The organism is Cupriavidus pauculus (genome assembly GCF_022179805.1).
GTDB classification, from domain to species: Bacteria; Pseudomonadota; Gammaproteobacteria; order Burkholderiales; family Burkholderiaceae; genus Cupriavidus; species Cupriavidus pauculus_E.
Genome location: NZ_BPUO01000014.1, coordinates 61,301 through 84,383, shown reverse-complemented (window position 1 = coordinate 84,383; position 23,083 = coordinate 61,301). Strand labels below are relative to the sequence as shown.

At 66.3% G+C, this 23,083-nt stretch carries 11 protein-coding genes; 1 reads left to right on the top strand and 10 read right to left on the bottom strand.

All coding sequences use genetic code 11. The features are described 5' to 3' along the window. Positions 1 to 4: 4 nt before the first annotated feature. From MFF62_RS24175 to MFF62_RS24135, 9 genes are all read right to left on the bottom strand, one after another. Entirely contained in the window at positions 5 to 1,234 is a 1,230-nt protein-coding gene (locus MFF62_RS24175; protein ID WP_238265658.1) for a CaiB/BaiF CoA transferase family protein, read from the bottom strand. A 63-nt stretch (positions 1,235 to 1,297) separates the two neighbouring features. Further along, positions 1,298 to 1,633 carry a thioredoxin family protein gene (locus MFF62_RS24170; protein ID WP_238265657.1) on the bottom strand — a complete coding sequence of 112 codons (336 nt, stop codon included), beginning with the start codon at positions 1,631 to 1,633 and terminating at the stop codon, positions 1,298 to 1,300. Beyond that, a complete protein-coding gene (locus MFF62_RS24165; RefSeq protein WP_238265656.1) occupies positions 1,633 to 2,214 on the bottom strand; it encodes a UGSC family (seleno)protein in 582 nt (193 codons plus the stop codon). The genes MFF62_RS24170 and MFF62_RS24165 overlap by 1 nt, the downstream gene beginning before the upstream one ends. A 42-nt stretch (positions 2,215 to 2,256) precedes the next feature. Continuing rightward, entirely contained in the window at positions 2,257 to 3,372 is a 1,116-nt protein-coding gene (locus MFF62_RS24160) for a hypothetical protein (RefSeq protein WP_238265655.1), read from the bottom strand. A 144-nt stretch (positions 3,373 to 3,516) separates the two neighbouring features. Further along, on the bottom strand, positions 3,517 to 5,640 hold the full coding sequence (locus tag MFF62_RS24155; RefSeq protein ID WP_238265654.1) for a site-2 protease family protein: 2,124 nt from the start codon (positions 5,638 to 5,640) through the stop codon (positions 3,517 to 3,519). Between the two features lie 7 nt (positions 5,641 to 5,647). After that, positions 5,648 to 7,015: an efflux RND transporter periplasmic adaptor subunit gene (locus MFF62_RS24150; protein ID WP_238265653.1), complete on the bottom strand. Its 1,368-nt coding sequence runs from the start codon at positions 7,013 to 7,015 to the stop codon at positions 5,648 to 5,650. A 4-nt stretch (positions 7,016 to 7,019) separates the two neighbouring features. Continuing rightward, positions 7,020 to 7,808, bottom strand: a complete 789-nt coding sequence (locus MFF62_RS24145; protein WP_238265652.1) for an efflux RND transporter periplasmic adaptor subunit — start codon at positions 7,806 to 7,808, stop codon at positions 7,020 to 7,022. Further along, positions 7,805 to 9,529: a TolC family protein gene (locus MFF62_RS24140; protein ID WP_082926183.1), complete on the bottom strand. Its 1,725-nt coding sequence runs from the start codon at positions 9,527 to 9,529 to the stop codon at positions 7,805 to 7,807. Before MFF62_RS24140 ends, MFF62_RS24145 begins: the two co-directional genes overlap by 4 nt. Then, positions 9,526 to 20,733 (bottom strand): VCBS domain-containing protein, encoded by an 11,208-nt coding sequence (locus tag MFF62_RS24135; RefSeq protein ID WP_238265651.1) that lies wholly within the window; start codon positions 20,731 to 20,733, stop codon positions 9,526 to 9,528. The genes MFF62_RS24140 and MFF62_RS24135 overlap by 4 nt, the downstream gene beginning before the upstream one ends. Before the next feature lie 435 nt (positions 20,734 to 21,168). On the opposite strand from MFF62_RS24135, the gene MFF62_RS24130 reads away from it, so the two are divergent. Next, positions 21,169 to 22,365, top strand: a complete 1,197-nt coding sequence (locus MFF62_RS24130) for a hypothetical protein (RefSeq protein ID WP_238265650.1) — start codon at positions 21,169 to 21,171, stop codon at positions 22,363 to 22,365. A 2-nt stretch (positions 22,366 to 22,367) separates the two neighbouring features. On the opposite strand, the gene MFF62_RS24125 is transcribed toward MFF62_RS24130, so the two are convergent. Continuing rightward, positions 22,368 to 22,979 (bottom strand): TetR/AcrR family transcriptional regulator, encoded by a 612-nt coding sequence (locus tag MFF62_RS24125; protein ID WP_238265649.1) that lies wholly within the window; start codon positions 22,977 to 22,979, stop codon positions 22,368 to 22,370. Positions 22,980 to 23,083: the final 104 nt, after the last annotated feature.

Genomic DNA, 23,083 nt, shown 5'->3' with positions numbered 1-23,083 from the left:
GGAATCAGATCCGGACGATGCCTTCCTGTGCGAGACGCCGGATTTGCGCCTCGTCGATGGCGAGCAGGTCCTTGAGCACGCTGGCCGTGTTGGCGCCGAGCGCTGGCGGCGCACTGCGATACTCGACCGGCGTGTCGGACAGGCGGATGGGACTTGCCACCACCGGCACTCGCGATCCATCAGCATTGGTGAGTTCAACCTTCATGCCGCGCGCGATGACGTGGGGGTCGGCGAACACATCGCTGAGGGTATTGATGGGACCGCAAGGCACGTCGCTGGCTTCCAGCCTCCCGAGCCAGTCCTGGGTGCTCCGGGTGCCAAGCACGGCCTGGATCATCGGAATCAGCTCGGATCGATGGGCAATCCGGGCGCTGTTCGAGGCAAAACGCGGGTCTTCGCACCACGCGGGCTGGCCAAGGACAGCGCATAGCCGGGCGAACTGTCCCTCGTTGCCGACGGTGATGATGATGTGGCCGTCGGCGGTGGCAAAGTCCTGGTACGGCACGATGTTCGGGTGCCCGTTGCCCAGGCGCGGAGGCTGGGCGCCGCTCGCAAGAAAGTTCATGGCCTGGTTGGCCAGGCAGGCAATCTGCACATCCAGCAGCGCCGCGTCCACGTATTGCCCGCTGCCCGATGTTTCCCGATGCGACAGTGCCGCCAGGATGCCGACGGTGGCGTAGAGGCCCGTCATGATGTCGGTCAGCGCGACGCCCACTTTCAGGGGACCTTCGCCGGGCTCCCCATCGGGACGGCCGGTGATGCTCATCAGGCCGCCCATGCCCTGCACCAGGAAGTCGTAGCCCGGACGGTGCGAATACGGCCCCGTCTGCCCAAAACCGGTAATCGAGCAATAGACGATGCGTGGATTGACCTGGCGTAGCGTTTCGTAGTCGAGGCCGTATTGCTGGAGTCCGCCTACCTTGAAGTTCTCGATCACCACGTCGCATTGCGCCGCCAGCGCCCGCACCATCGCCTGGCCTTGAGGGTGGCTCAAGTCAATGGCGACCGACTGCTTGTTGCGGTTGGCCCCGGCAAAGTATGCGGACTGGCGGTCCTGATGCCCCCACTCCGGCGCGGCCACCCAGGGCGGCCCCCAGGCGCGCGTGTCATCGCCGGCATCGGGCTTCTCGATCTTGATGACCTCGGCCCCGAGGTCAGCCAGGATCTGGCTCGCCCATGGCCCGGCCAGGACGCGCGACAGATCCAGCACGCGCAGATGCGACAGTGCACCCATGACTGCTTACCTCCATCAGAATGCCGCGGGGCAATAGTTGCCCCGCGGGTTCGCGCGAGACCGTCAGAGAACCTGCTGCCCGGCCAGCCACGTCAACAGCTGGGTACGGGTGGTGGCGCCGGTGCGCGTGGCCTGCAACCTGCCACGCCGGAACAGCAGCAAGGTCGGCACGCCACGGACACCAAAGCGGGACGCCACATCGGGATGGGCCACCACGTCGACCTTCTCCACGGTCATGCGGCCGGCCATCGCACCGACGACGTCGTCGAGCACGGGCGCCAGCGCCGCGCAGGGTTTGCAATCCGGGCTATAGCAATCCACCAGGACCGGCGCGCCACTCTGGGAAATCAGCGCGTCGATGTCGTGCATGCTGGCGCCATTGGCCGTAGCAGTCGTCATCACTGCAGCTCCACCCGGGTCTTCAGCGGTTCCTTGGTGCCCAGCCATACCTGCTGCGCCTGCTCCTTGATCTGCGCCACGCGCTGGGCCACTTCTTCCTGGGTAATCGAACTCACCGGATGGGTGATCACCACCGGCTCCAGCGATTTCATGCCCACCGCCTGACGCGTCAACTCGGTTTCGCGCACGAACTCGGTGGTGATGATGGCCGCGCTCGGCACACCGAGCCGTTCCAACGCGATCGAATCGCGGATGCACGCCGAGCAGCACGACCCGCAGTCGCCAATCGCGGTCAGCACCACATCGTTCTCTTCGGCGATCTGGGCGATCAGCTCGGGCGTCGCGTCCTTCGAGAAGCTGTGCTTCACGTAATAGTTCACGGCCGCGAAATCGATGTCTTCGCCCAACGCCGCAGCGGCGCCGCGCAGCAGCTTGTTGGCATTCCACTTCGAGTTGTCGAGGATGCCAAGGCGCAACTTCTTCAGCGACGTCTTGCGCTCGGAAACGGGTGCATCGTCGAAGCGCAATGCGCCACGCGGATCAAACACTTCGACGGTGGATTCTTCGCTCTTCATCAACATGAGGATCTCCTGGTGCTTTTCTGGATAGTCGTTCGGCCGGGGTCAGAGCGCGCAGGCGCCGCCCACACATTCGGCGCCGTTCTCGCCGGCACCGCTGCCTTCGACGGCCCACAAGACGGGGTTGCTCATGTGGCCCCAGCCAGGGATCAGCACCGAGAAGCGCCCGGCTTCACCACCCATCACGAACAGATGGATGTTGTCGGGGCTATGGATGATGGGAATGCGCGTGTCGTCTTCGCGCTTGTAGTACTTCGGCAGGTTGCGGTTGTAGACCTTGCCGTAGCGATGGCCGTAAGCCAGGTCGATAAAGCGGTTGCCGTGGTTCTGGAACAGGTAATTGCGCACGTCGGCACGCGACCAGCCGTGCTTGCCGATGGTCTGGGCGTGTTCGAGACCCAGGACGACGGCGATGTGTCCGCCCAGCACCGCGCTGTTGGACGCAATCGTGCTCATCGCCGAACACATTGTGTCGAGAATCCCCTCCGGGTCATTCGAGATGTGGTTCGTCACGCTGTGCGGCGCTTCCGCTGCCATCACGAACACCGTGGAGTCCTCGGGCTTGTAGCCGTGTTCCACGTGATACGGGGCGAGCGGGCTCTGCGCCTCGTTCTCGGCCACGCAGTAGGTGTACTTGCCGGGATGGCCGAGCGTGCTTTTATCCAGATCGCCCGGCCAGCCACCGCCGACGTTCAGCATGATGAGGCGGATTGCCCGGCCAATGGTGGCGTTCGCGCGGTTGCCCGAGCCGAAGGCGTTGACGCCGCCGTTCATGCCGATTTCCCGGGCAATCGGCCCATTGACGATCAAGAGCGGGGACGCCACATGGGTCGTGGCCTGCACGCCATTGAGGTTGAAAGCCTGGTCGGTCAACGCCTTCACCGCAGCGAGTACCACCGGCGTGTACTCGGGCTTGCAGCCGGCCATCACCATATTGATTGCCAGCACTTCGCGTGTCAGTTCGCCCCAGCGCGGCGCGATACGGGCTTCCACGAACGTCGGATCGCCGCCCAGGCGAGCGACGATGTCGTCGATCTTCTCTTGCGTGGGGGGAACGACCGGCAGGCCATCGCTGAATCCGCGCTCGTAATAGTATTCGACGAGGTCCACACCGGCAGGGACACGGCTGGACACGGACCCTTCTTGCAGTACAGCGCTCATTGCTCTGGCTCCTATCAAACATCGTTGTGTTGGTAGGAGGAAGCTTAGATGTCAGCCGATATTCATTACAACTGCAAACTATTTACGCTTGTGATTGCGTTTCACGCATAAATCGGGATGCTACACCTTCCGGGCGTGGCTGCCCTAGAACCCCGCCTCCCGAATGCCCACACTCAGCACGTTGCGCAGCCAGTCGCCCAGGCGGCTGCGTAACTCGCCGGCAAGGTAGACGCGCCCACGCAGTTCCGTCAGCGACGGCAATGGATCGGACAGTTCGATCTGCACCAGGTAGAGCGCCGCTTCCGGCAGCAGCACGCCCTGCTTTTCCACGGCCGCGATCGGTCCGCCGTGTGGCGTGGTGAGATGGGGAGACGGAATGTGCGCACTGCGCGATGGGGAAATCGCGCGGATCACCCCGCAGTAGCGATCCGGATGCGTCTCGGCGTAGAAGCACGCGCGTGCGCCAAGGCGCAGGTACTGGATGTCGGCCTCGCCTACGTAGGCATCGACTTGCCAGTGCGACGGGTCGATCAGCCGGCCGAGCACTTGCTTCGGCCCCACCCACGTGCCCTCACGCACGTCGTCCGGCACATCGACCCAGGCCCCGTCGAAGGGTGCCACCAGCAGCAGGCGGTGTTCTTCCGCCTGGACGGCACGCACGCGCGCCAGGCTTTGTTGCAAGGCTTCCAGCGTGGCCGCCTGCTGCTCGATGCCTCGGCGCAAGTCCAGCAGCCCGGTGAGCCGCGCGTTATTGCCCGCCACGCTGGCGCGGGCGGCGACGCTCTCGCTGGCAAGTTCGGGTTGACGAAGCTGGATCAGCGGCGCCCCCGCCTTGACCGTGCCCGCCGGGGTGCGCGTGACCATCTCGGCCGGCACTGGTGAGTACGCGGTCCACTGGCGGGCGCTGTGGGCCAGGGCCGGCGCACGCACGCCCGTTGGCCAGGGCACGGCCAACACGACCAGCACCGCCAGCAAGGCGGCCAGCAACAGGCCGCGACGCGGCCTGGGCGTCTCGGCACGGCGTCGGATCCACACTTTCAGTTCCCTCCAGATCGGCATGGCGATGAAGAACACAATCTCGACGGCGAACAGGAACACACCGAGCGCCTTGAAGAACAGGTGATAGACCACCAGCGCAATGCCGAGAAACACCACCAGCCGGTAGCACCACGTCACCCAGGCAAAAGCAATCAGCTTGTGCCGCAACGGGGCTGGCAACGGTTCGGGCCATGGGTCGTTCCACCCCCACAGCAGGCGCCGCATTGCGGTGCGGGCCAGTGCGCCAGCGCGTTCGTGCAGGTTGGGCAGGTCGAGCAGGTCCGACAGGATGAAGTACCCGTCGAAGCGCATGAACGGGCTGGCGTTAAGCGCCAGCGACAGCACCCAGCTCGTCGTGGCCAGATAGAAGCACGCCTGGCGCATCGGGCCCGGCGTCAGCAAGGCCCAGGCCAACGTGGCGAGCCCCGCGATGATCAATTCGGTCACGATGCCAGCACTGGCGATAGCCAGGCGTTGGCGCGCCTGAGTCAGTCGCCATGATTCGCTGGTGTCGGTATAGAGCATGGGCCACATCACCAGGAACGCCACGCCCATGTGCCCCACCCTCACCCCAAAATGCGTGGCCACCAATGCGTGGCCGAGTTCGTGCAGCGTCTTGGCCACCACCAGCGCGCAGGCAAAGCCCACCGCGCCCTCCAGCGAGATCGATTCGAACAGCGTGTGGCGGAATGTGTCCCACTGCCGCAGCGTCAAGGCAATGCCGACCAGCGTCAGCGCAATCACCGCCCACGCTGTGGACGGCCGGAAAATCCATTGCAGATGCGCGTACACCCATCGCATGCGGTACGTCGGGCGCAGCAGCGGTATGCGGAAGAACAGATAGTGGTGCAGCCACCATCGCCACGTCAGCCACGCGCGCGGCGCGTGCGAGGCCGCCATGTCCTGGCTGCGGCCCGGTGCCGGACGCAACAACAGGTTGGCTTGCAGGAAGGCGGCAAAGGCGAGGATCTGGCCGCTCAGCGCGTGCAAAGGTGTGCTCTCGCGGATCTGCCGCGCGGCGACGGCCGGCACCAGGTGCCAACGCTGCAGGCACTCGAATTCGAGCCAGCCGATGCGGAAATGCCGGTTGCGCACCGGGTCTTCGATGATCCACGCCGGGCTACCGTCGGTATGCGCGGCACCGGGGAAGATGCGCAGGTCATCTCGCACCGGGGGCAGCGGCAGGTCTTCGGGGCTGGGCTGGCCTTGGTTGGGCAAGACGCTGGCCATGATCGGCTCACAGGCCCGTCAGCGCCCGCAGGCTGGCCAGCGGGCGGCGCAGGATTTCATAGCCAAGCACTGACCATCCACCCTTGATGCGCGCGGTGCCTTTCAGGCCGATACGGGCCACGCCGGGTTCGGCGTTTTCAGCGTTTTCGGCGGGGTCGATGCTGGCACGCAGGCGGTAACTCGGCACGCCCTCGGGTGTCGGCACCGCCTGGTAACTGGTTTCGATCAGCGTGCCCGTCAGCGGCTTTAACGGTCGCACCGTCAGGAACAGGCTTACCGGGGCGCCCACCGCCAGCGTCATGGCGTCGGCCACCGGAAGCTGGATCAGCATCGCGGGCTGGTCAGGATTGGCAAGTTGCATGATGCGCTCGCCAGTCACCACGGGCTTGCCGAGCCAGTCATTGATATCGGCGAACACGGCCACGCCATCGCGCGGGGCAAAGACGGTCTGGCGTTGAAGCTGCGAACGGATCGACTCCAGTTCCGCGCGGCGCTCCTCGGCCTTGCTCTGCAGCGTGGTGAGTTGCGCCTTGCTGTCGTCGTTGCGGAACGAACTCTGCCGCGCGGCCAGCAGCTCGGCGTCGGCCACCGCAACGGCCTGTGCGGCAACGTCGAGCCGGTGGGCAAGCGTGGTGTCGTCCAGCGAGAACAGCGGCTGGCCTGCCTTGACGGTCTGGTTCGGCTTGACGTGAATGACCTTGATGACGCCTTCGATGGGCGCGCTCACCATCTGCAGATCGAGCGACGTGATCTCGGCGGGCGCCAGCGCGCTCTGCCGCACGGGAATTAACGGCACCAGCAACGCCACGGCAATGGCGATGCGGCGAGTTCGCGTGCCCCACCAGCGCGACAGCTTTGGCTGGCGCCGGGCCAGCATCTCCCAGTGATAGCCCCACGCCTGCGACAGGCGCGTCATCACGATACTGTGCCCCGCCGACGGCACCGCATCGAGCAGGAAGATCGCCCAGCCCAGCACCTGGCCGCCACGCGTCTTCAGTGGCAGCGCCCAGATGCCGCCCGACCACCACTCCTCCCAGCCGCCACGCACGATCTCGCTGGCCTGGGCGGCGTCGGCCGGCGTCAGCCATTGGGGCTCGCCGCTGGTCAGCCGCTGGCGCAACCACGTGCGCGCATAGCCCAGCCACACCACATAGGGCGACTGCTCGTCCAGCGACACCATCCCCGAGATGTTCAGCAGGCGCAGGCCGCCCGCATGCGATTCGAACACCAGCGCCTGCCGGTAGCGCAGCAACGGATAGGCATCGTTGGCGATATGGAAGCTGAGCTGCTGCACCGTATCGGCCTGCCGCGACAGGCTTTCCAGCTCGGCGAGCTGCAGCAGCAGGACGACGTCACCCTGGGGCTGTGCCTGCATGGCGTCACCTCGCCTGCGTGACTGCCGTGGCCGGCGGGAACTGCGCCACGCCGCTCATGCCCGGCAACAGGTCGGTGGCCGGTGCCTGCAGGCGCCCTTCGATCTCGATGGACTGCGCCACCGCATCCACCCGCGAGTTCATGGCCGACACCCGCGCCCCATAGCTCTTGCCGGTCTCGGTGATGCTGACGGTGAACAACGTGCCGATCTTCACGGTGCGCAGCATGGTCGACGGGATGTTCAGCCGCAGCTTGATCGGGCCGTCGCTGACCAGGTCCACCAGCGGCGCCCCGGCGTTTACGCTCTCATGCGGCCGCACATAGACCTTGGCCACGCGGCCCGAAAATGGGGCTTCCACCGAGCAGTGGCTTACCTGTGTCTTGGCCAGCGTCACGGCGGACGCTGCACGGTCGGCGGCGGACTTGGCCAGGTTCAGTTCGGTATCCCCCACGGCGTCCAGCTTGCGCAGTGCGGACTTGGCCTGCAGCGTTTCAACGGCGCCCGCCAGTTCGGCCTCGGCCATGCCTTGACGGGCGCGGGATTCGGCGCAATCCATCTGCACCAGTACCTTGCCCTTGCCGACCGTCTGCCCCAGCGCGGCCAGCAGCTTGACGATGGTGCCGCTCATGGTGGCGGCGACGGTACTCTCGGGGTCGGCGCTGAGCAGTACGCGGATGGCGCCGGGGTCGGTGCCCGGTGCGGCAGCCGCCGCCGGGATGGCCATCGCCGCCATCGTGGCCGTGGCCAGGCGCAGCGCCATCCGGGTGTGAAAAGATGCCAGAGGCGCGATCATGGATTGGTCGATGTTGGCTGGGATGGCTGGACGGGTTGAACGGTAGTTGGAGTCATCGGCGGCCGAGGCGGTGTGGATGGCAATGGCAACGACATCTGGAGAACCTGCGCAACCGTCGCGGAAACGGTCGCACCTTGCGAGACTTGCGGCCCGCCCGTTGTCGGCGCTGGCTGCGGCCCCTGCGGCGATTGCGGTGATGGCGGCGTCTGCTGCGATTGCGGCGCCTGGAAGGTCTGCTGCTCCCAGCCCTGCAGTGTCCGTTCGATGCCGGCCGCCAGCGTGGCCACGTCGTGACTGCCGATCTGGTCGGGCATCACATCGAGCCCGATCGAGTTATAGAGGCGCCCCCACGCGGCCTGCGCCTCCGAGTACGCGGCATAGCGCTGGTACTGCGCCAGCAACCAGCGTGCGTCGGCGCGGATGAACTCCAGCTTCGAGTCCGCCGACACCCGCGCGCTGGCTTCGGCAAAGTCGCGCATGCGGCCGTCCACCTTCATACTGCGATCGGCGAAGTCGAGCTGTTCGCGCGCCAGGTGGTAGCGCTGCACGGCCACGCGCACCTGCGTCAGCACCGCCATCGACAACGACAGCCGGCGCATGTCCGACACCTTGTTCTGGGCATCCTGGGCAGCATCCAGCGCGGGCTTCTTCAGCAGGTTGAACAGGTTGTACGACACACGCACGCCCACCGCCGCCCACGTGTTGTTGAACAGCAGGTCGTTGGAGTCGTAGTGCCCGCCCAGGTCCAGCGTCAGGTTCGGCCACAGTTCGGCCTTGGCGATCTTGATGTCGTTCTCGCTGACGCGCTTGCGATACCACTCCTCCATGACCTCGGGGCGGTTCTCCAGCGCGGCCTGTTCCAGCGCACCGATGTCGAAGCGGTCGAACGGCATGGCCAGTTCGGGGCCGTCGGCCAGTTCGTACTTCTCGCCCGGCGGCATCGACATCAGCGCCGCCAGTTCGGCGCGGGCCAGTTCCAGGTCTTGCCGGCGCGTGGACAGCAGGCTCACCGCATCGAGCAGCGCGCGCTGGTATGCCAGGGCCTGGGCACGCGGCAGGTAGCCCTTTTCCTCGGCTTCCTGCGCGTTCTTCAGGCCGTCGTTGACCTTCACCAGCAAGCCGTCGACGTTGCCGATCAGCCGCTGCGCGCCCAGCGCGCGCCAATAGGCATTGCGCACGTCCTGCAGCACGTTCTGGACGACCTTGCGGCGCCGTTCCTCGGCCATCAGCACCTGGTCGGTCTTCTGCTGCGTGCGCTCGTAGGCCACCAGGAAGTCGAGCGTGCTCCATGTCAGGTTGAGATCGGCCAGCCGGTGGTAGCGCTGTTCCGACGTCGACGGACGCAAGCTGACCTGTCCGTCCTCGATGCCGACGGACGTGCCGCCGGAATCATTGTTGCGCCACGTGTAGCCGGCCCCCGCCACCAGCTTGGGCAGCATCTCGTGCTGCGTCACGTCCACCAGGCTGCGCGACAGCGAGCTTTCCATCAGCTTCAGCCGGTAGTCCAGGTTGTATTTAAGCGCCCGCGCCGCGGCCTCGTAGAACGTGATCGGGTGTGTCACGGGCTCCTGCTCGTTGTAGATGTCGCGCCGGTCGTCCGCCGCACGCTGCCGGACCTGGTCCGGTGTGTAAGGCTGCGGCGTGGTGACCGTGGTGCACGCTGTCCCCATCAGCGTGGAGGCGACGGCCAGCAGGATCGGCCGGTGAAAGCGTCGCTTCATGGTTGCTCCTGTCTGGAACCGTCTGCCGGCGTCACAGCGCGGGCGGCAAGCTGGCGGACCTGTTCGCTGAACGACGCCGCGGCACGCGGCCCGGTGGCGCTGGGCTTGGCGCGCTGGCCGGGCTTGCCGCGCTGCGGCTCGGATTTCTCGGCGGGCTTCTCCGGGCGCGCCTCAATGCCTTTCAGCGCGAACACCGACGGGTCGGGCAACCAGCCGTCGGCCGATAGCGAAACCACGCCGTGTCGTCCGGCCATGCGGGCGGCCTCCAGACTGGCAATCGCCTGGAGCTGCCGCAAGGTGGACTGCAGCATCAACGCGTTGTCCGGGTCCTGCCCCAGCCCGGCGGCGATGGATGTGGCGCGGATCTCCGGCGGCAGGAACAGGTCCGGACGCTCCCCGCGAATGTAGAAGTTGCCCATTTCTCCCGCGCGGGCCGCGTCGCGCACTTCCGGCGTCACGAAGACCACGGGGTCCACGCCCAGGTTCGTGCCTCCGCGTCTCCCCGGCTCATCCAGATCGGAGAAATAGTTGAAAGTCGGCGGCGGCACGTACGGGGCGTCGATATTGAGCGTGATGACCAGTTGCGCCTGGTCGGTCGCGCCTGCCAGGTCCTCAATGGTGTAAGTGAACGTGTCCTGCAGGATGGGGCCACGGCCCGCCGCCTGCAGCACGGCCGGATTGGTCAGGTCGATCTCGTACGTGTAGCTGCCGTCCGCATTGAGGGTCAGGAAGCCGTAGGCACCGGCGATGCGCGTGCCCGGCGGGACTGCTGTCCCACCCTGCGCCTCGGTGCCCGGACGCACGCCGATCACTTCGAGATGATCGCCACCATCCACATCGCTGTCGTTGGGCAGCACGTTGCCGGACGTGGACGTTTCGGCGCGCGTGTTGTCCACGGCACCGGCGTCGTCGTGCGCCACCGGCGCATCGTTCTGGCCGGCGATGGTGATCGTCAGCGTGGCCACGGCCGACAGGCCGCCGGCATCGGTCACCGTGTATGTGAAGACCTCGGTCAGCGTCTCGCCCGCCGTGCGCAACGCCTGTACGGTGGGGTTGTCGTTGTCCACCACGTAGCGGTAGCTGCCATCAGTCTGCACCGTCAGCGTGCCGTAGCGGCCCACCGTGGCACCGGCCACCACGCCGTCGCCGGTCGGGCCGGTGATCACGGTCACGGTCTTGGTGTCGTTGTCATCGACGTCGGTATCGTTGGCAAGCACATTGCCAACCGCGTCGGCCCCCGGGACGGCATTCAGATGCCCGCCGGCCTCGATGGCCGCGCCTTGGTCGTTGACCGCTACCGGCGTGTCGTCCTTGCCGAAGATCAGCACGCGCAGATTGGCCTGGTCCTGCCCACCGAAGTTGTCGCTGATGGTGTAGGTGAAGTTGTCGAGCAGGATGTCCGAGGGGTTGCGCAGTGCCTGTACCGCCGGCAGGTCGTTGTCGACGATGTAAGTGAAGCTGCCGTCGGCGCGCAGCACCAGCGTGCCGTACTGGCCGCGCAACGGCACGCCGATCAAGCCGGCCGTGCCACTGCCGGTCTCCGAGCCGGTGCGGATACCCACCACGGTCAGTGGCCCGTTCTCCGGATCGGTGGCGTTGACCAGCGCGTTGCCCACCGGATCGCGGCCCGGCGTGGTGTTGTTCACGCCGCCAGCTTCGACGGCCAGCGTCAGCACATCGGGCGCATGCGGCAGGTCGTTGACTCCGTGGATGGTCACGGTCAGTTGTGCCAGGTCGACCAGGCCGCCGCCGTCTACCACCTGATAGGTGAAGCGCTCGGTCAGGCTCTGCCCGGGTGACAGTGCCCGGACGACGAGATTGGTTTCGTCAGCGTGGTAGCGGAAGCTGCCGTCCGGACCGATTTCGAGGAAGCCGTACAGGCCATTCACGCGCACGGTGCCGGTGCCTACGTCGGTCAGCGTCCCGCCAGCCGCTTCGGCGCCGGCACGGATGCCGCTCACCGCGCGGGTGTCGGCGGCATCGACGTCGGTATCGTTGGGCAGTACGTTGCCGGTGGCATCGATGGCCGGCGTAACAGACGAAGCCGGCGTGGCGTCGGTGGTGTCGTCTACGCCAACCGGCGCGTCGTAGCGGCCGAGGATCGTGATAGTCAGCGTGGCCTGGCTCGTCAAGCCACCGGTGTCGCGCATCGTGTAGGTGAAGGTCTCCGTCAGTGACTCGCCCGCCTTTAGCGCCTGCACCGCCGCAAGGCTGTCGTTGACGCTGTAGACGTAGCTGCCGTCGGCGTTGAGAACCAGCCCGCCATAGAGTCCAGTGAGCGACGTGCCGATGACGCCGGTCGCGCCGCCCGACGTCTGGATGGCGGTGGCCGTCTTGGAGTCGCCACTATCGATGTCGGTGTCGTTGTTGAGCACGTTGCCGATAGCGGCCTGCCCCGGCGTGCCATTGAAGGTGCCGCCGCGTTCGATGGCGGTGCTGCCGTCCGCCACCGCTATCGGGGTGTCGTTGGCGCCGTGGATGACGACGACAAGGTTGTTCGAGTCGCTCAGGCCGCCGTTGTCGGTGACGAAGAACGTGAAATATTCGGTCAGCGTGTCACCAGCCGTGCGCAGCCGCTGCACGGTCGGGTCGTCGTTGTCGACAAAGTACTGGTAGCTGCCGTCGGTATTCACCAGCAGCGAACCGTAGTGGCCGCGCAGCAATTGGCCGATGGTGCCGAAGGTCACCGACCCAGTCGCGCTTCGGTCCCCGGTGCGGAACGCCGTGACGGTGCGGGTGAAGTCGTCCACGTCGGTACTGGCCACCAGCAGGTTGCCTGCCGGATTGCTGCCCGGCGTGCCGTTGGCGAGGCCGCCAGCTTCGAACGCGTCGGCGCGCTGCGGGGCCGCCACGGGCGGGTCATTGGCGCCGTTGATCGTGACCACCAGTTCGGCCAGGTCGGTGGCGCCGGCCGCGTCGCGCACCTTGTAGGTAAACGTCTCCGAAAGCGACTGGCCGATATTGAGCCCGTCGACCAAGGGATTGGCGTTGTCCACCACGTAGCGGAAAGTGCCGTCGGTATTGAGCACCAGCGTGCCGTACTGGCCCACCACCTGGATCGATGATGACATGCTGTCGGCGACGGCCCCGGCCGATTCGACGCCCGCGCGGGCGCCGGCGACGACCTTGGTCTCGCCATTGGCATCGACATCGCTGTCGTTGGCCAGCACGTCGCCGACCGGATCGAGGCCCGCATTGCCCGCGCCGCCGGCTTCCAGCGCGAAGGTGGCGTCGTTGACGGCCACCGGGTTGTCGTTGGTACCGGTAATGCGGATGTGGATCAGCGCCGAGCTGGTCAGCGCGCCGTCGCTGTCGGTGTACGTGAAAACCTCGGTCAGCGTGTCGGTGGGCCGCCGCAGCGCCTGCACCACGGCCAGCGAGTCGTTCACGTTGTAGGTGAACTCCCCGTGATCGTTGATGGTCAGGCTGCCGTACAGGCCCGCGATGGTCACCGATCCGCCGACCGGCACGGCAAGCGAAGTGCCGCCGAACGCGATGTTGACGACAGTGATCGTATCGCCGTCGGGATCGATGTCGTTGGCCGTGGCGTCGCCGGTGGCGGGCGCGCCGCCGCTGCCGTTGGCCACGCCGCCTGCTTCGCTCGCCGTGGCGGACACGTCATTGGCCACGGGGTTGTCGTTGACGCCGTGCACGGTCACGATCAGGCGCGCCGTCGACGTGCCGCCGCCCGGGTCGAGCAGCGTGTAGACAAACGCATCCTGCAGCGTGTCGTTGGGGCCAAGCACCACCACCGCCGCATTGGTGCTGTCGACGAGGTATTGGTAGCTGCCATCGGGATTGATGACGAGTTGCCCGTAGGCGCCGTTGATCGTGACGCCTCCGGCCGTGACGGCGGTGTCCGTCGCGCCGGTGGCATCCGGGCGGATCTGGCTGACCACGTCCGAGGCGACGGGATTGTCGACGTCGCTGTCGATCTCGCCGCTCGCGCCCGGCACGCGCTCGTCGAGGATCACGTTGCCGGTCGGGTTCACGGGTGTGCCGATCACCGTGCCGGTGCCCACGTCCACCTGGGCGGCCGATGCGCTGGCGGCATTGTCCACCGCCACCGGGTTGTCGTTGGCGCCGTGGATGGTGATGGTCAGCACGGCCACCGAGCGCAGGCCGCCCACGTCGGTCACCTCGTACGAGAAGGTATCGGTCAGCGTACCGCCGACGTTCAACGCCTGCACCTGCGCATTGTTGTTCTCGATCACATAGTGGAAGCTGCCGTCGGCGCCGATGCGCAGCGTGCCGAACTGCCCCAACGTGGACGCGCCGCCGCTATCGGCCGTGCCGCCTGCTGGCACGGCGACGATCGGCCCGAGCGAGCCAAGCACGCCCGACGCAAAGCGCGTCACGGACTTGCTGTCGCCGGCGTCGACATCGGTGTCATTGCCGAGCACATTGCCCAGCCCGTCGCTGCCCGGGGTGCCATTGGCAGCGCCACCGGCCTCGGTGGCGTCGCCGGTGTCGTTCACGGCCGTCGGCGTGTCGTTGGCGCCTTGGATCGTGATGGTCAGCGTGGCTGTGCTGGTGACGCCGGCGAGGTCCGTGATGGTATAGGTGAAGACTTCGGTCAGCTTGTCGGTGGACAGCCGCAGCGCCTGCACGGCGGCGTTGTTGTTGTCGACCACGTACCGGTAGCCGCCGGTATCGGTCATCTCCAGCACGCCGAAATTGCCCGCGATCAGGCTTGGCGTGACGCCGGGTGCCACCGTGACGGTGGTGGCGCCAAAGCTCACGTTGACAATCGTCAGCACGTCCTGGTTGGTGGCGATGTCGACGTCGATGTCGTTCGCAATGACATTGCCGGTCGGGTTGACGCCAGCCGTGCCGTTGTTGGTGCCCCCCGCTTCCACGGCCGTATCGACATCGGCCACGGCAATCGGCGCATCGTTGACCGCGATGACGGTGATCGCCAGCGAATCGGTGTCGCTCAGGTTGTCGTCGGTCGGCTCGAACGGAATGCCGTCGCCGTCCACGTCGCCGCGCTGGCCCCGGTCATCGGTGCGGATCACCAGCGTCTCGTTGCCATTGAAGTTGGCCGATGGCGTGTATACGAGCGTAGCCAGCGCCGCGTTGATGTCGGCCTGGCTGCCCTGCAGCGTGAACGAACCGGTGCCGAGTGCGCCGGCCACGATCGCCGCCGCGCCCGGGCTCAGCGTCAGCACGCCGTGCGACACGGACAGCGTGACGTTGATCAGGCCGGTGCCGGCGTCCGGATCGCTGATGGTCAGGCCGACGATGGCCAGCGGGGTGTCCTCGTTGACGGACGGCGATGCGGGCAGGCTGTTGACGGGCGGGTCGTTGCGTTCCACGTAGCCCACATTGCCCGCCACGGCCACGCCGCCGTCGCCATCGGTGAACTGGATGCGCGCCAGTTGCGTGGCGCCATCGCTGTCGATGCGGGCATTGACCGTGCCAGTGGGGTTCGCCAGCGCGATGGTTGGCGGTGCATCGACGCGGAATACGCCACGGCCCAGCACACCGAAGCTGTAGAAGCCGTTGGCGTCAGTGGTGGTGGTGTAGACCTGGTTGTCGGCGGTGGTGGTCAGGTCGTTGTCGGCGCCCGCCCAGGTCAGCGTGACGGTCTGCCCGGCGATGCCGGGACCGTCGGGCGTGCTGCTGGTCGTGGCCGAATCGGTATCGTTCCAGAGCGTGCCGCTCAGGTAGCTCACCCCAGCGCCGTCGGCGTCCTGGTAGTCGTTGGGTCCGGACAGGCTGCCGGTCCGTTCGCCGGTCACGCTGCCCGCCGTGCCGACCGCGGTGCCCGCGAAATTGGAAAAGGTGTCGGGAAGGCTGGTGTACGTGACCGTCGCGCTGGTGTCGGCCAGCAGCACGTTGTTGGGCAGGCTGGCGGTATAGATCAGGCCCACCGAATGGCCGGCCTGCAGCGCGGCGATGTTCAGCGTGAGCTGGTTGCCGGTCGCCGTCAGCGTGAACCCGGCCGGCAGCGCATTGGGCGCGAACGCCACACCGTCGATGGTCACGCTCTGCACCGCAAGCCCCTGCCCGCCCGCCGGCAGCACGTCGCTCAGTACCACGTCGTAGGCTGTGGACGTGCCGGTGTTGCTGAATCCCAGGCTGTAGGTGGCGGTGCCGAACGGCGTGCCCACGCCGGGGTTGAAGGCGATGACCGACTTGTCGAGGTTGGTGATCTGCGGCTCCACCACGCGCTCGATCACGTCAGCGGTGGTGGTGCGCACGGTGCTGCCGCTGAGGAAGACCGCGTGCACGGGTAGCTGGGTGCCGGCCTGCACGCCCGCGCTGTTGTCCACCCGCGCATTGAATTCAAAGTAGAAGCCCTCGAAATCGGCGTCCTGGTTGCTGTTGACCAGCGAACCGAGGCGCACGGTGACGACGCGTGGATTGCTGGTGTCGATCCGCGACGGATCGATCACGCCCTGCGCGCGCAGCGGGCCACTCAGGTCACCCTGCAGCAGCGTATCGCCCGCATTATTGACGCCACCGTTCAGATACAGCGTGCCGCCGATGATGAAGCTGCCGTCCAGCGTCTGCAGCCCTGGCGAGCCCCCAGCGGTCGGATCGGAGATGAAGCTCAGCAGCGCCGAGCCATCGTTGATGAACGTCATGCCTTCCGGCAACACGACCTGGACGGACGTGTCCGCCGTGGCGCCTTCCGGCACCAGGATGGCCACGCGGTAGTGGACGATCTCACCCACGGCCAAATCTTCCGGATCGGCGGTGGTGGGCGTGCCGAGCGGCGTGTCCAGCATGCCGCCCACGTGGCTGATCGCGCCGCCCGCCGCCACGCGGGTCTCGTTGACGTTCTGCACTTGGTAGTCGTTCAACACGCCGGTATTGAGCAGGCCATCGGCGCCGGTGCGTTCGCCGGCCACGGCCCCGCTCAGGCTGGTCCAGCTTACGTTGACCGGGTTGTCGATCGAGCCCGACGTACCCACCAGTGCGTTGACCGTGCCACGGATCTGGATCACGACGCTCGCGCCGCGCGGGATGTCGAGCTTGCTGCCCGCCGCCGTCTGGAGCACGCCGTTGACGATCACGAAATCGCCCGGGCCCGAAATGGTCGCACCGCCCGACAGCGTCACGCCGATGATCGTCACGCCATCGAGTTCCTCCGGCAAAACGTCGCGCAACTGCACGTCATAGGCATTGAAATCGCCGGAGCCGGTGCCGTTGCTGATGGTGATCGTGTACGTCATCACGTCGCCACGGTCCACGCCGGCGATGGAACCCGTGGTCGCCACGGTCTGGCCAAGCACCAGGGTCGGCTCCACCACGCTCACCGTCGGACGCGCGCCGGTCAGGCTGACGGTACGGTCCACGCCGGTCGTGCCGTTGGGCGTATCGCCGTCCGGATCGGTGTAGGTCACGCTGGCGCTGTTGGGCAGTTGCGTGCCGGACTGGTTGCCGATCACGTTACTGGCCACCAGCCGCACGCGGATCACAAAGCTGTTGTTGGTCACCACGTTATCGCCCAGCGCGCTGCTAGCGCTGAAGACGATGCGGGCATCGGACCCATCGGCCACCGGGTTGCCGTCGGTCGTGCCCACGCTTGCCACGGTCACCGTGCCGTTGAAATCCCCCGCCAGCGCCCCGCTGCCCGAGCGCGTGGTGATGAGCTGGTAGCCGCCGTTGCCAAAGCTCGTGTCGAGCATCATGCCGGCCGGCACGATATCGGTCAGCGACAGGCTCTGCGTGCTGCCCTCGGGCAGCGTCACGACGATGTCGTAGACCATGGTCTCGCCGACGACGAGGTTGGCCCCGGTGGTCTGGCTGGCGCTGGACGCGCTGTCGGCCGGCACGCTGGTGCCGTCCTGGAAGAACTTGGTCACCACGGGCACGGCCACCAGTTCGGCGGCGGTGTCGACGAGGTCGGTCGGCGTGAAGTCCGTGCCGCCGTTCACGCTGGCGTAGTGCGTAAGCACCCCGGAGCTCTGCAGGTTCCGCCCGGCCAGTACGCCCTGCTGCGCCACCGTGTCGTAGGTAATGACCACAACGTTGGCGCCGCTGGTGTCATTGACGCTGCCGGGACGCCCCGCCAGCAACGATGCCTGATTGTTGGCATCGAGGAACGTGATGCTGTTGCCCGAGACCGTGTAGTCCACGCCCGCCACCAGCAGCGTGCCATCGCCCCGGCTGATGCGCAGGTTAGCCGCGCTTAGGCTGCCGTTCAGGAAGGCCAGTCCGGACGGCAGTGTGATGGTGGTGCTGACATCGAACGCCCCGCCGCCGCCCGTGTTCTCGATGGCGGTGGCCAGCCGGATGATGTCGCCGGCATCCATGTTCGTGACCATGCCGTCCACGGCCGCGAGGTCGGTCACCGCCCCCGTGAAGGCCGCGCCGCCGGTGCCCGCCGCCGACCACGTGCCCGTGGTACCGCTGACGGTACCGCCCGTGCTGGACACCACGCCGTGCTTGATGTTCAGCGTCGGCTCGGCCACCGACTGCACCAGGGCCGGATCGGTGCTGATCAGCGGCTGTTGTCCGATGGTGGTGGTCTGCTGCGACTGGCCCAGCACGGTGATCGAGCGCTGGTCGGCAAATGGCTGGTCGCCCACGCGCATCGTGAACAGCAGCTCGATGCGGTTGTTGCCGACGATATTGCCGCGCAGCACGAAGCTGCCGAAATCGAAGATCACGGAATTGCCGGGGCCAGGCGTCACGCTGATCACCGAGCCCGGATGCGAGTCGCCCGGCCCGGCGCTCCACTGGTTGACGCCGATGCCATTGCTCCAGCTCACATTGGCATCGAACAGTGGCAACGGCAGATAGGCCGTCAGCTTGAAGTTCTCGTAGTCGCCAGTGGTCAGGTCATAGCTCATGCGGAACGTGACCACATCGCCGGGGTGCAATTCGAAGTCGCCCTGGGGCGGCACGCCGTTGACCAGGAACACGTCGGTGCTGATGGAGCTGGTGGGCACAGTGACGGTGGTCTGCGAACCATCGGACTGGTCGCCGCCGGAGTTGAAGGCGTCCAGCGCCACGACGCCGTCGATCTGGGCGGTATTGCCCAGGCTGTCGCCCTCGTTGATCTCGCTCTGCGGATACGTGGCCTGATACGCCTCGTCCACCGTGGCCTGGTAGCGGATGGTGGCAATGGTGGCGCCTTCGCGCGTGTTGTTGCCCGACAGGTCGCCGGCCAGGATGCCGATCGGCAGGCCAGCATTGCGGATGGACCGCGCTAGGTCGAATGTGATGACCGTGCCGTTTGGCCCCTTGGCGCCAAGGGTAAAGACCAGCGGCACCGTGTACGACTGGCCGTTCTGCTGGAACGTCATGACCGGCGTGCCGGTGAACGTCATGCCGTCGCCAAGCGTGTCGGTGATGGTGAGTTGGCCCGTGCGCAGCAGGGTCTGGCCGAACGCGAAATAGTCGGAGACGGCAATGTCGTACTGGAAGGCCAGCGTGTCGCCCGGCGACAGCCCGGCCGTGCCGGTATCGCTGCCAATGCTCACGCTCTTGTGCAGTGTGATCGACTTGGCGGTAAAGCTCAGCGGGTCGCCATTGGCCGCCACTTCGACGAACGGCGGCGCGGGCGCCAGGGGAACATCGCGCGGGTCCAGCGGGGTCCAGTCGGCAGTGGCCTGCGGCGCGGCCACGGTAATGCCGCGGTCGTCGCCGCTGACCGGGTCGAGCACGTTGCTGCCGTCGCTGTCCGTCTGGGGCACGATAAAACGCACCACGGTATTGGTGGGCCCGGTGATCGCGGCGTAGACCACCGTGTACGACTTCACGTAAGCGCCGCCAGCCAGCACCGTGGCAATATCGCCGGCGTTCGTGTAGACCGTGCCGTCGGCCAGCGTCAGCGACGTGATATTGCCGCCCGCGGCCGGCGTGATGCTGTCGACCAGGATCGTGCCGGGCAGGTTCTGCGATATCGATACGTTGTTCAAGGTCTGGCCGGGGGCCGGCGTGGCCGTGACGGTCAGCGAATGCTCGAAGTTCTCGCCGGTGGCGGTCTCGCCTTCCACCATGTCGGTGGTCTGCGTCAGTTCCAGCGGGGTCGACTGCAGCGTGAAGGTGTCGAACGCGGTCTCCACCAGCGACGGGTCTTGCGCGGGGTTGTCCAGTGCATCGTTACCGAACTGAAAGCCGCCGCGCACGCTGATGACGTGCGGCTTGTTGGCATCGGCCAGGTCGCTCATATGGACGTTGATGGTCACCGTCGCCGACGGCTGCCCATTGCTGAAACTGGCGTAAGGCAGTTCCAGCACCACGAGCTGGTCGCCCGCGCGGTAGCCGTAGTCGGAGGCGCGGATGACGAGCGGATTGCCGCTGGCGTCCTTGGCAATCGGGTGCAGTGCGGTGCCGTCGGCGCCAAACGTCACCACGTGGGCCACGAGCGGCGTGCCGAGATAGGTCGCCGAGACAAAGCTCACGCCATCGTCGCCGTCATAGCCAGTGGTGGGCATCAGCACGTCGAGATACGGCGCGTACCCCGGTTGCGACGATGGATTGGTAAACGTGACGTTGACCGAGGCATCGCCGCCGATCAGGATGGTTTCGCCAGTGCTGCCCAGCGTTGTGGTCGGGGCGGCATTGGCCAGCAGGCCGCTGTAGTGGTCGAGTTCGGTGGCGTTGACGTCGAGGTGGCTTTCGATCGGCCCGGTGCTGGCTTCCAGCACCCAGTCGCCGCCCGAACTGGCCGAACCCGTATCGTTGGTCGAGGCGGCCACGTCCGCGCCAGTGACACTGGCCAGCCGCTGGATCAGCGCCTCGCCTTCCGCGCCGGCGCCGGTGCGGCAGCCATACAACAGGATGTCGGCGTCCTGGGTAAGGTGACTGGCCCAGCCGGCGGCACGGCCGGTATCGCCCGAACTGGCGGTCAGCTCGCTGGTGCCGAGGGTGATTTCACCGGGCGTGCCGTGCCCCAGGATCTGGATCGAACTGACCTGGCCGATGCGTTCCAGCGCGGCGAGCACTGCGGCCACGCCATCCTGTCCCGCCTCAACCACCAGCACTTCGGTACCGGGCGACGCACTTTGCGCGAGTTCGCTGGCCCCGTTGACCCGGGCATCGATCACCAGCAACTGCTTGCCGGCGGGATGGGCGTCATGGGCATCGGGCGCCTGGGTGGGCGGCGGCGCGCCGTCGGGCTGCGGTTGCTGTGCCTGCTGCTGATGCTCGACGGCGACACCCGCAGCGGCGTCATATAGCAGGCGGAGTTCTAGTGCGAGCGCACGGCTGGCCGGCAGAAACGTCGTACTGGTATCGGACATTGGGAGCGTCGTCCTTTTGGCAGATGCATAGCCCCGCCTTGCCTGGTCCCGCCGCATGTCCCGGCGGGGTCGCATGAATCTTCGCCTTCACTTTCGACCACAAGGGTCCGAGAACTCGCCCAATCCTGGACTACATACGAATACTTCTCCTTACGGAGAAATTAAGGAAGTGAATGATTCTGCAAGCCGAGATTATTTCCTTCGACACAATCCGTCCGGATGGAGCGCAAACGGCACTTTGCGCGATGACGAGACCGCCATCCAGCCACCCGTTCTCCACAGCATAGGCAATGGCGCACGTGTTGCACTCGCCATCGTGATACCGGCCAGATTCCCAAACATCTAAGATCGTTCGAACAAAGAATTCACTTCCCGCGCAAGGTCGGCGCTGCAAGGATGCGCGAGACATGCGGCGACGGACGATCGAGAGTCACCATGCAAACCAGTCATCCAGCAGTTCATGCCACGGACGGCGTCGAGATCGCCGCATCGTTCTCGCTGGTTCGCGGTGACTGGCTGTACCGGCTACAGCGCCGTATCGGCCTGATCCCCGAGCACGGCACGGGCATCATCCGGCGCGCCCTGTTCTTCAGCATGCTGACGTGGCTGCCCCTTGCCATCTGGGCACTGCTGAACGACCGCATGATCGGCTCCGACGGCGAATACCTGCTCGCGCATTACTCGCTGCACGTCCGCTGCCTGGTGGGCATTCCGCTGTTGATCGGCGCGGAGGCCATTGCGCATCAGGTGGTGCCGCTGTGCCTGACGCAACTGGTGCGCAACGGCCTGATAGACGCCGAACTCGCGCCGCGCTTCCAGGCGATCATCGCCAGCGGCGCCCGGCTGCGCGACCGCGCCTATCCATGGATCATCATCGGCGGACTGGTGGCGGCCTGGGCCATCGCGGTATCGGTCTCGCCCAATCCGGACGAGGTGCGCTGGGGCGACATGGGCGGCGCCAGCGGCTTTGCGATCTGGTGGTTCCTGCTGGTGGCACGGCCGATATTCAATGTGCTGCTGCTGGCCTGGCTGTGGCGCCTGGTGCTGGCCACCGTGCTGCTGATGCGCATCGCGTCGTTGCCGCTGCGCATCGTGCCGACCCATCCCGATCACGTAGGCGGTCTGGGATTCCTGTCCCGCATCCCGTTTATCTTCGCGCCGTTTTCGTTCGCCGTGTCAGCGGTGATGGCCTCCGCCTGGGGCCACGAAGTGGTCTATCACGGCGTGGCCCTGCCATCGCTGCATTTCCAGATGGGCACGCTGGTGCTGGTACTGACGGTGCTGGTGATGATTCCCATGCTGACCTTCACGCCGCTGCTCGCCAACACGCGCAGGCAGGCCCTGCTCGACTACGGCGCGTTGCTGGCCGAACATGGCCGCAAGGTGGACCGGCGATGGATTCACGGCGAGCCCGGCGATCCCGACGACCCGCTGCTCGATGCCCCGGAGCTCGGGCCGGTGGCCGATATCCACGCCATCTACGAAGCCGTGGCGGCCATGCGCGGCGTGCTCGTGAACAAGCTGGTGCTGCTCTCCGGGGTGGTGCCGGCCGCGCTGCCCATGCTTGTGCTGGCAGGCTCGCAGTTGCCGCTCAAGGCCACGCTCGGCAAGCTTCTGATGACGTTGCTGTAAGGCTAGTTCGCGCCGATCCCGTGGAAGCACACGCCCAGCATATGGCTGACGATCGCCTCGTTGTCCATCTTGGCGTAGACGCGCAGGTATTCCACGGCCGGATCGCACGTGCGCGAGTAGTAGCTGAACAGGATCACGTCGTCGGGGAGCTTGCTGTCGAGATCGCCCGCTTTCTTGGCGTCGGCCACCAGCCCCTTGAGGATGCCGTTTAGCTTGAGCACGCGCGTGACGTAGCGCAGGTTGCGCGTCAGCATGTCGCGCACGGCGGGACTCGTCGATGGCAGGAACGGCAGGCCGCCTTCCAGCCGCACCTTCAGCGCCCACTCCAGCAGCGCCCGTAGCCGCCCCAGCGCGGTCAGGTCCGGCGCCAACTCATCCAGGAACGTGAGCGCGCCGTCGATCAGGCGGATCATCGCCGCCCCCACCAGTTCGTCCTTCGACTTGAAGTGCTTGTAGAGGCTGGGCTTGGAAATGCCGACCTCGCCTGCCACGTCATCCATGGTCATCAGGTCGAACCCCTTGCCAGCAAGAATGCGCGTGGCCGCGTCCAGGATGGCGTCCTCACGCAACTGGAATGCCTGGTCCTTGAAGCTGAGCCTGCCGAAAATACTCATTAGTAAATCTCGCTACTATGTAGTAGTCTTCTTTCCAAAGCGGTAGCCTCATCTTAGCACCGGCTGCGAAAAACGCACCGGAAAAGCACAAGATCAAAGGGGAA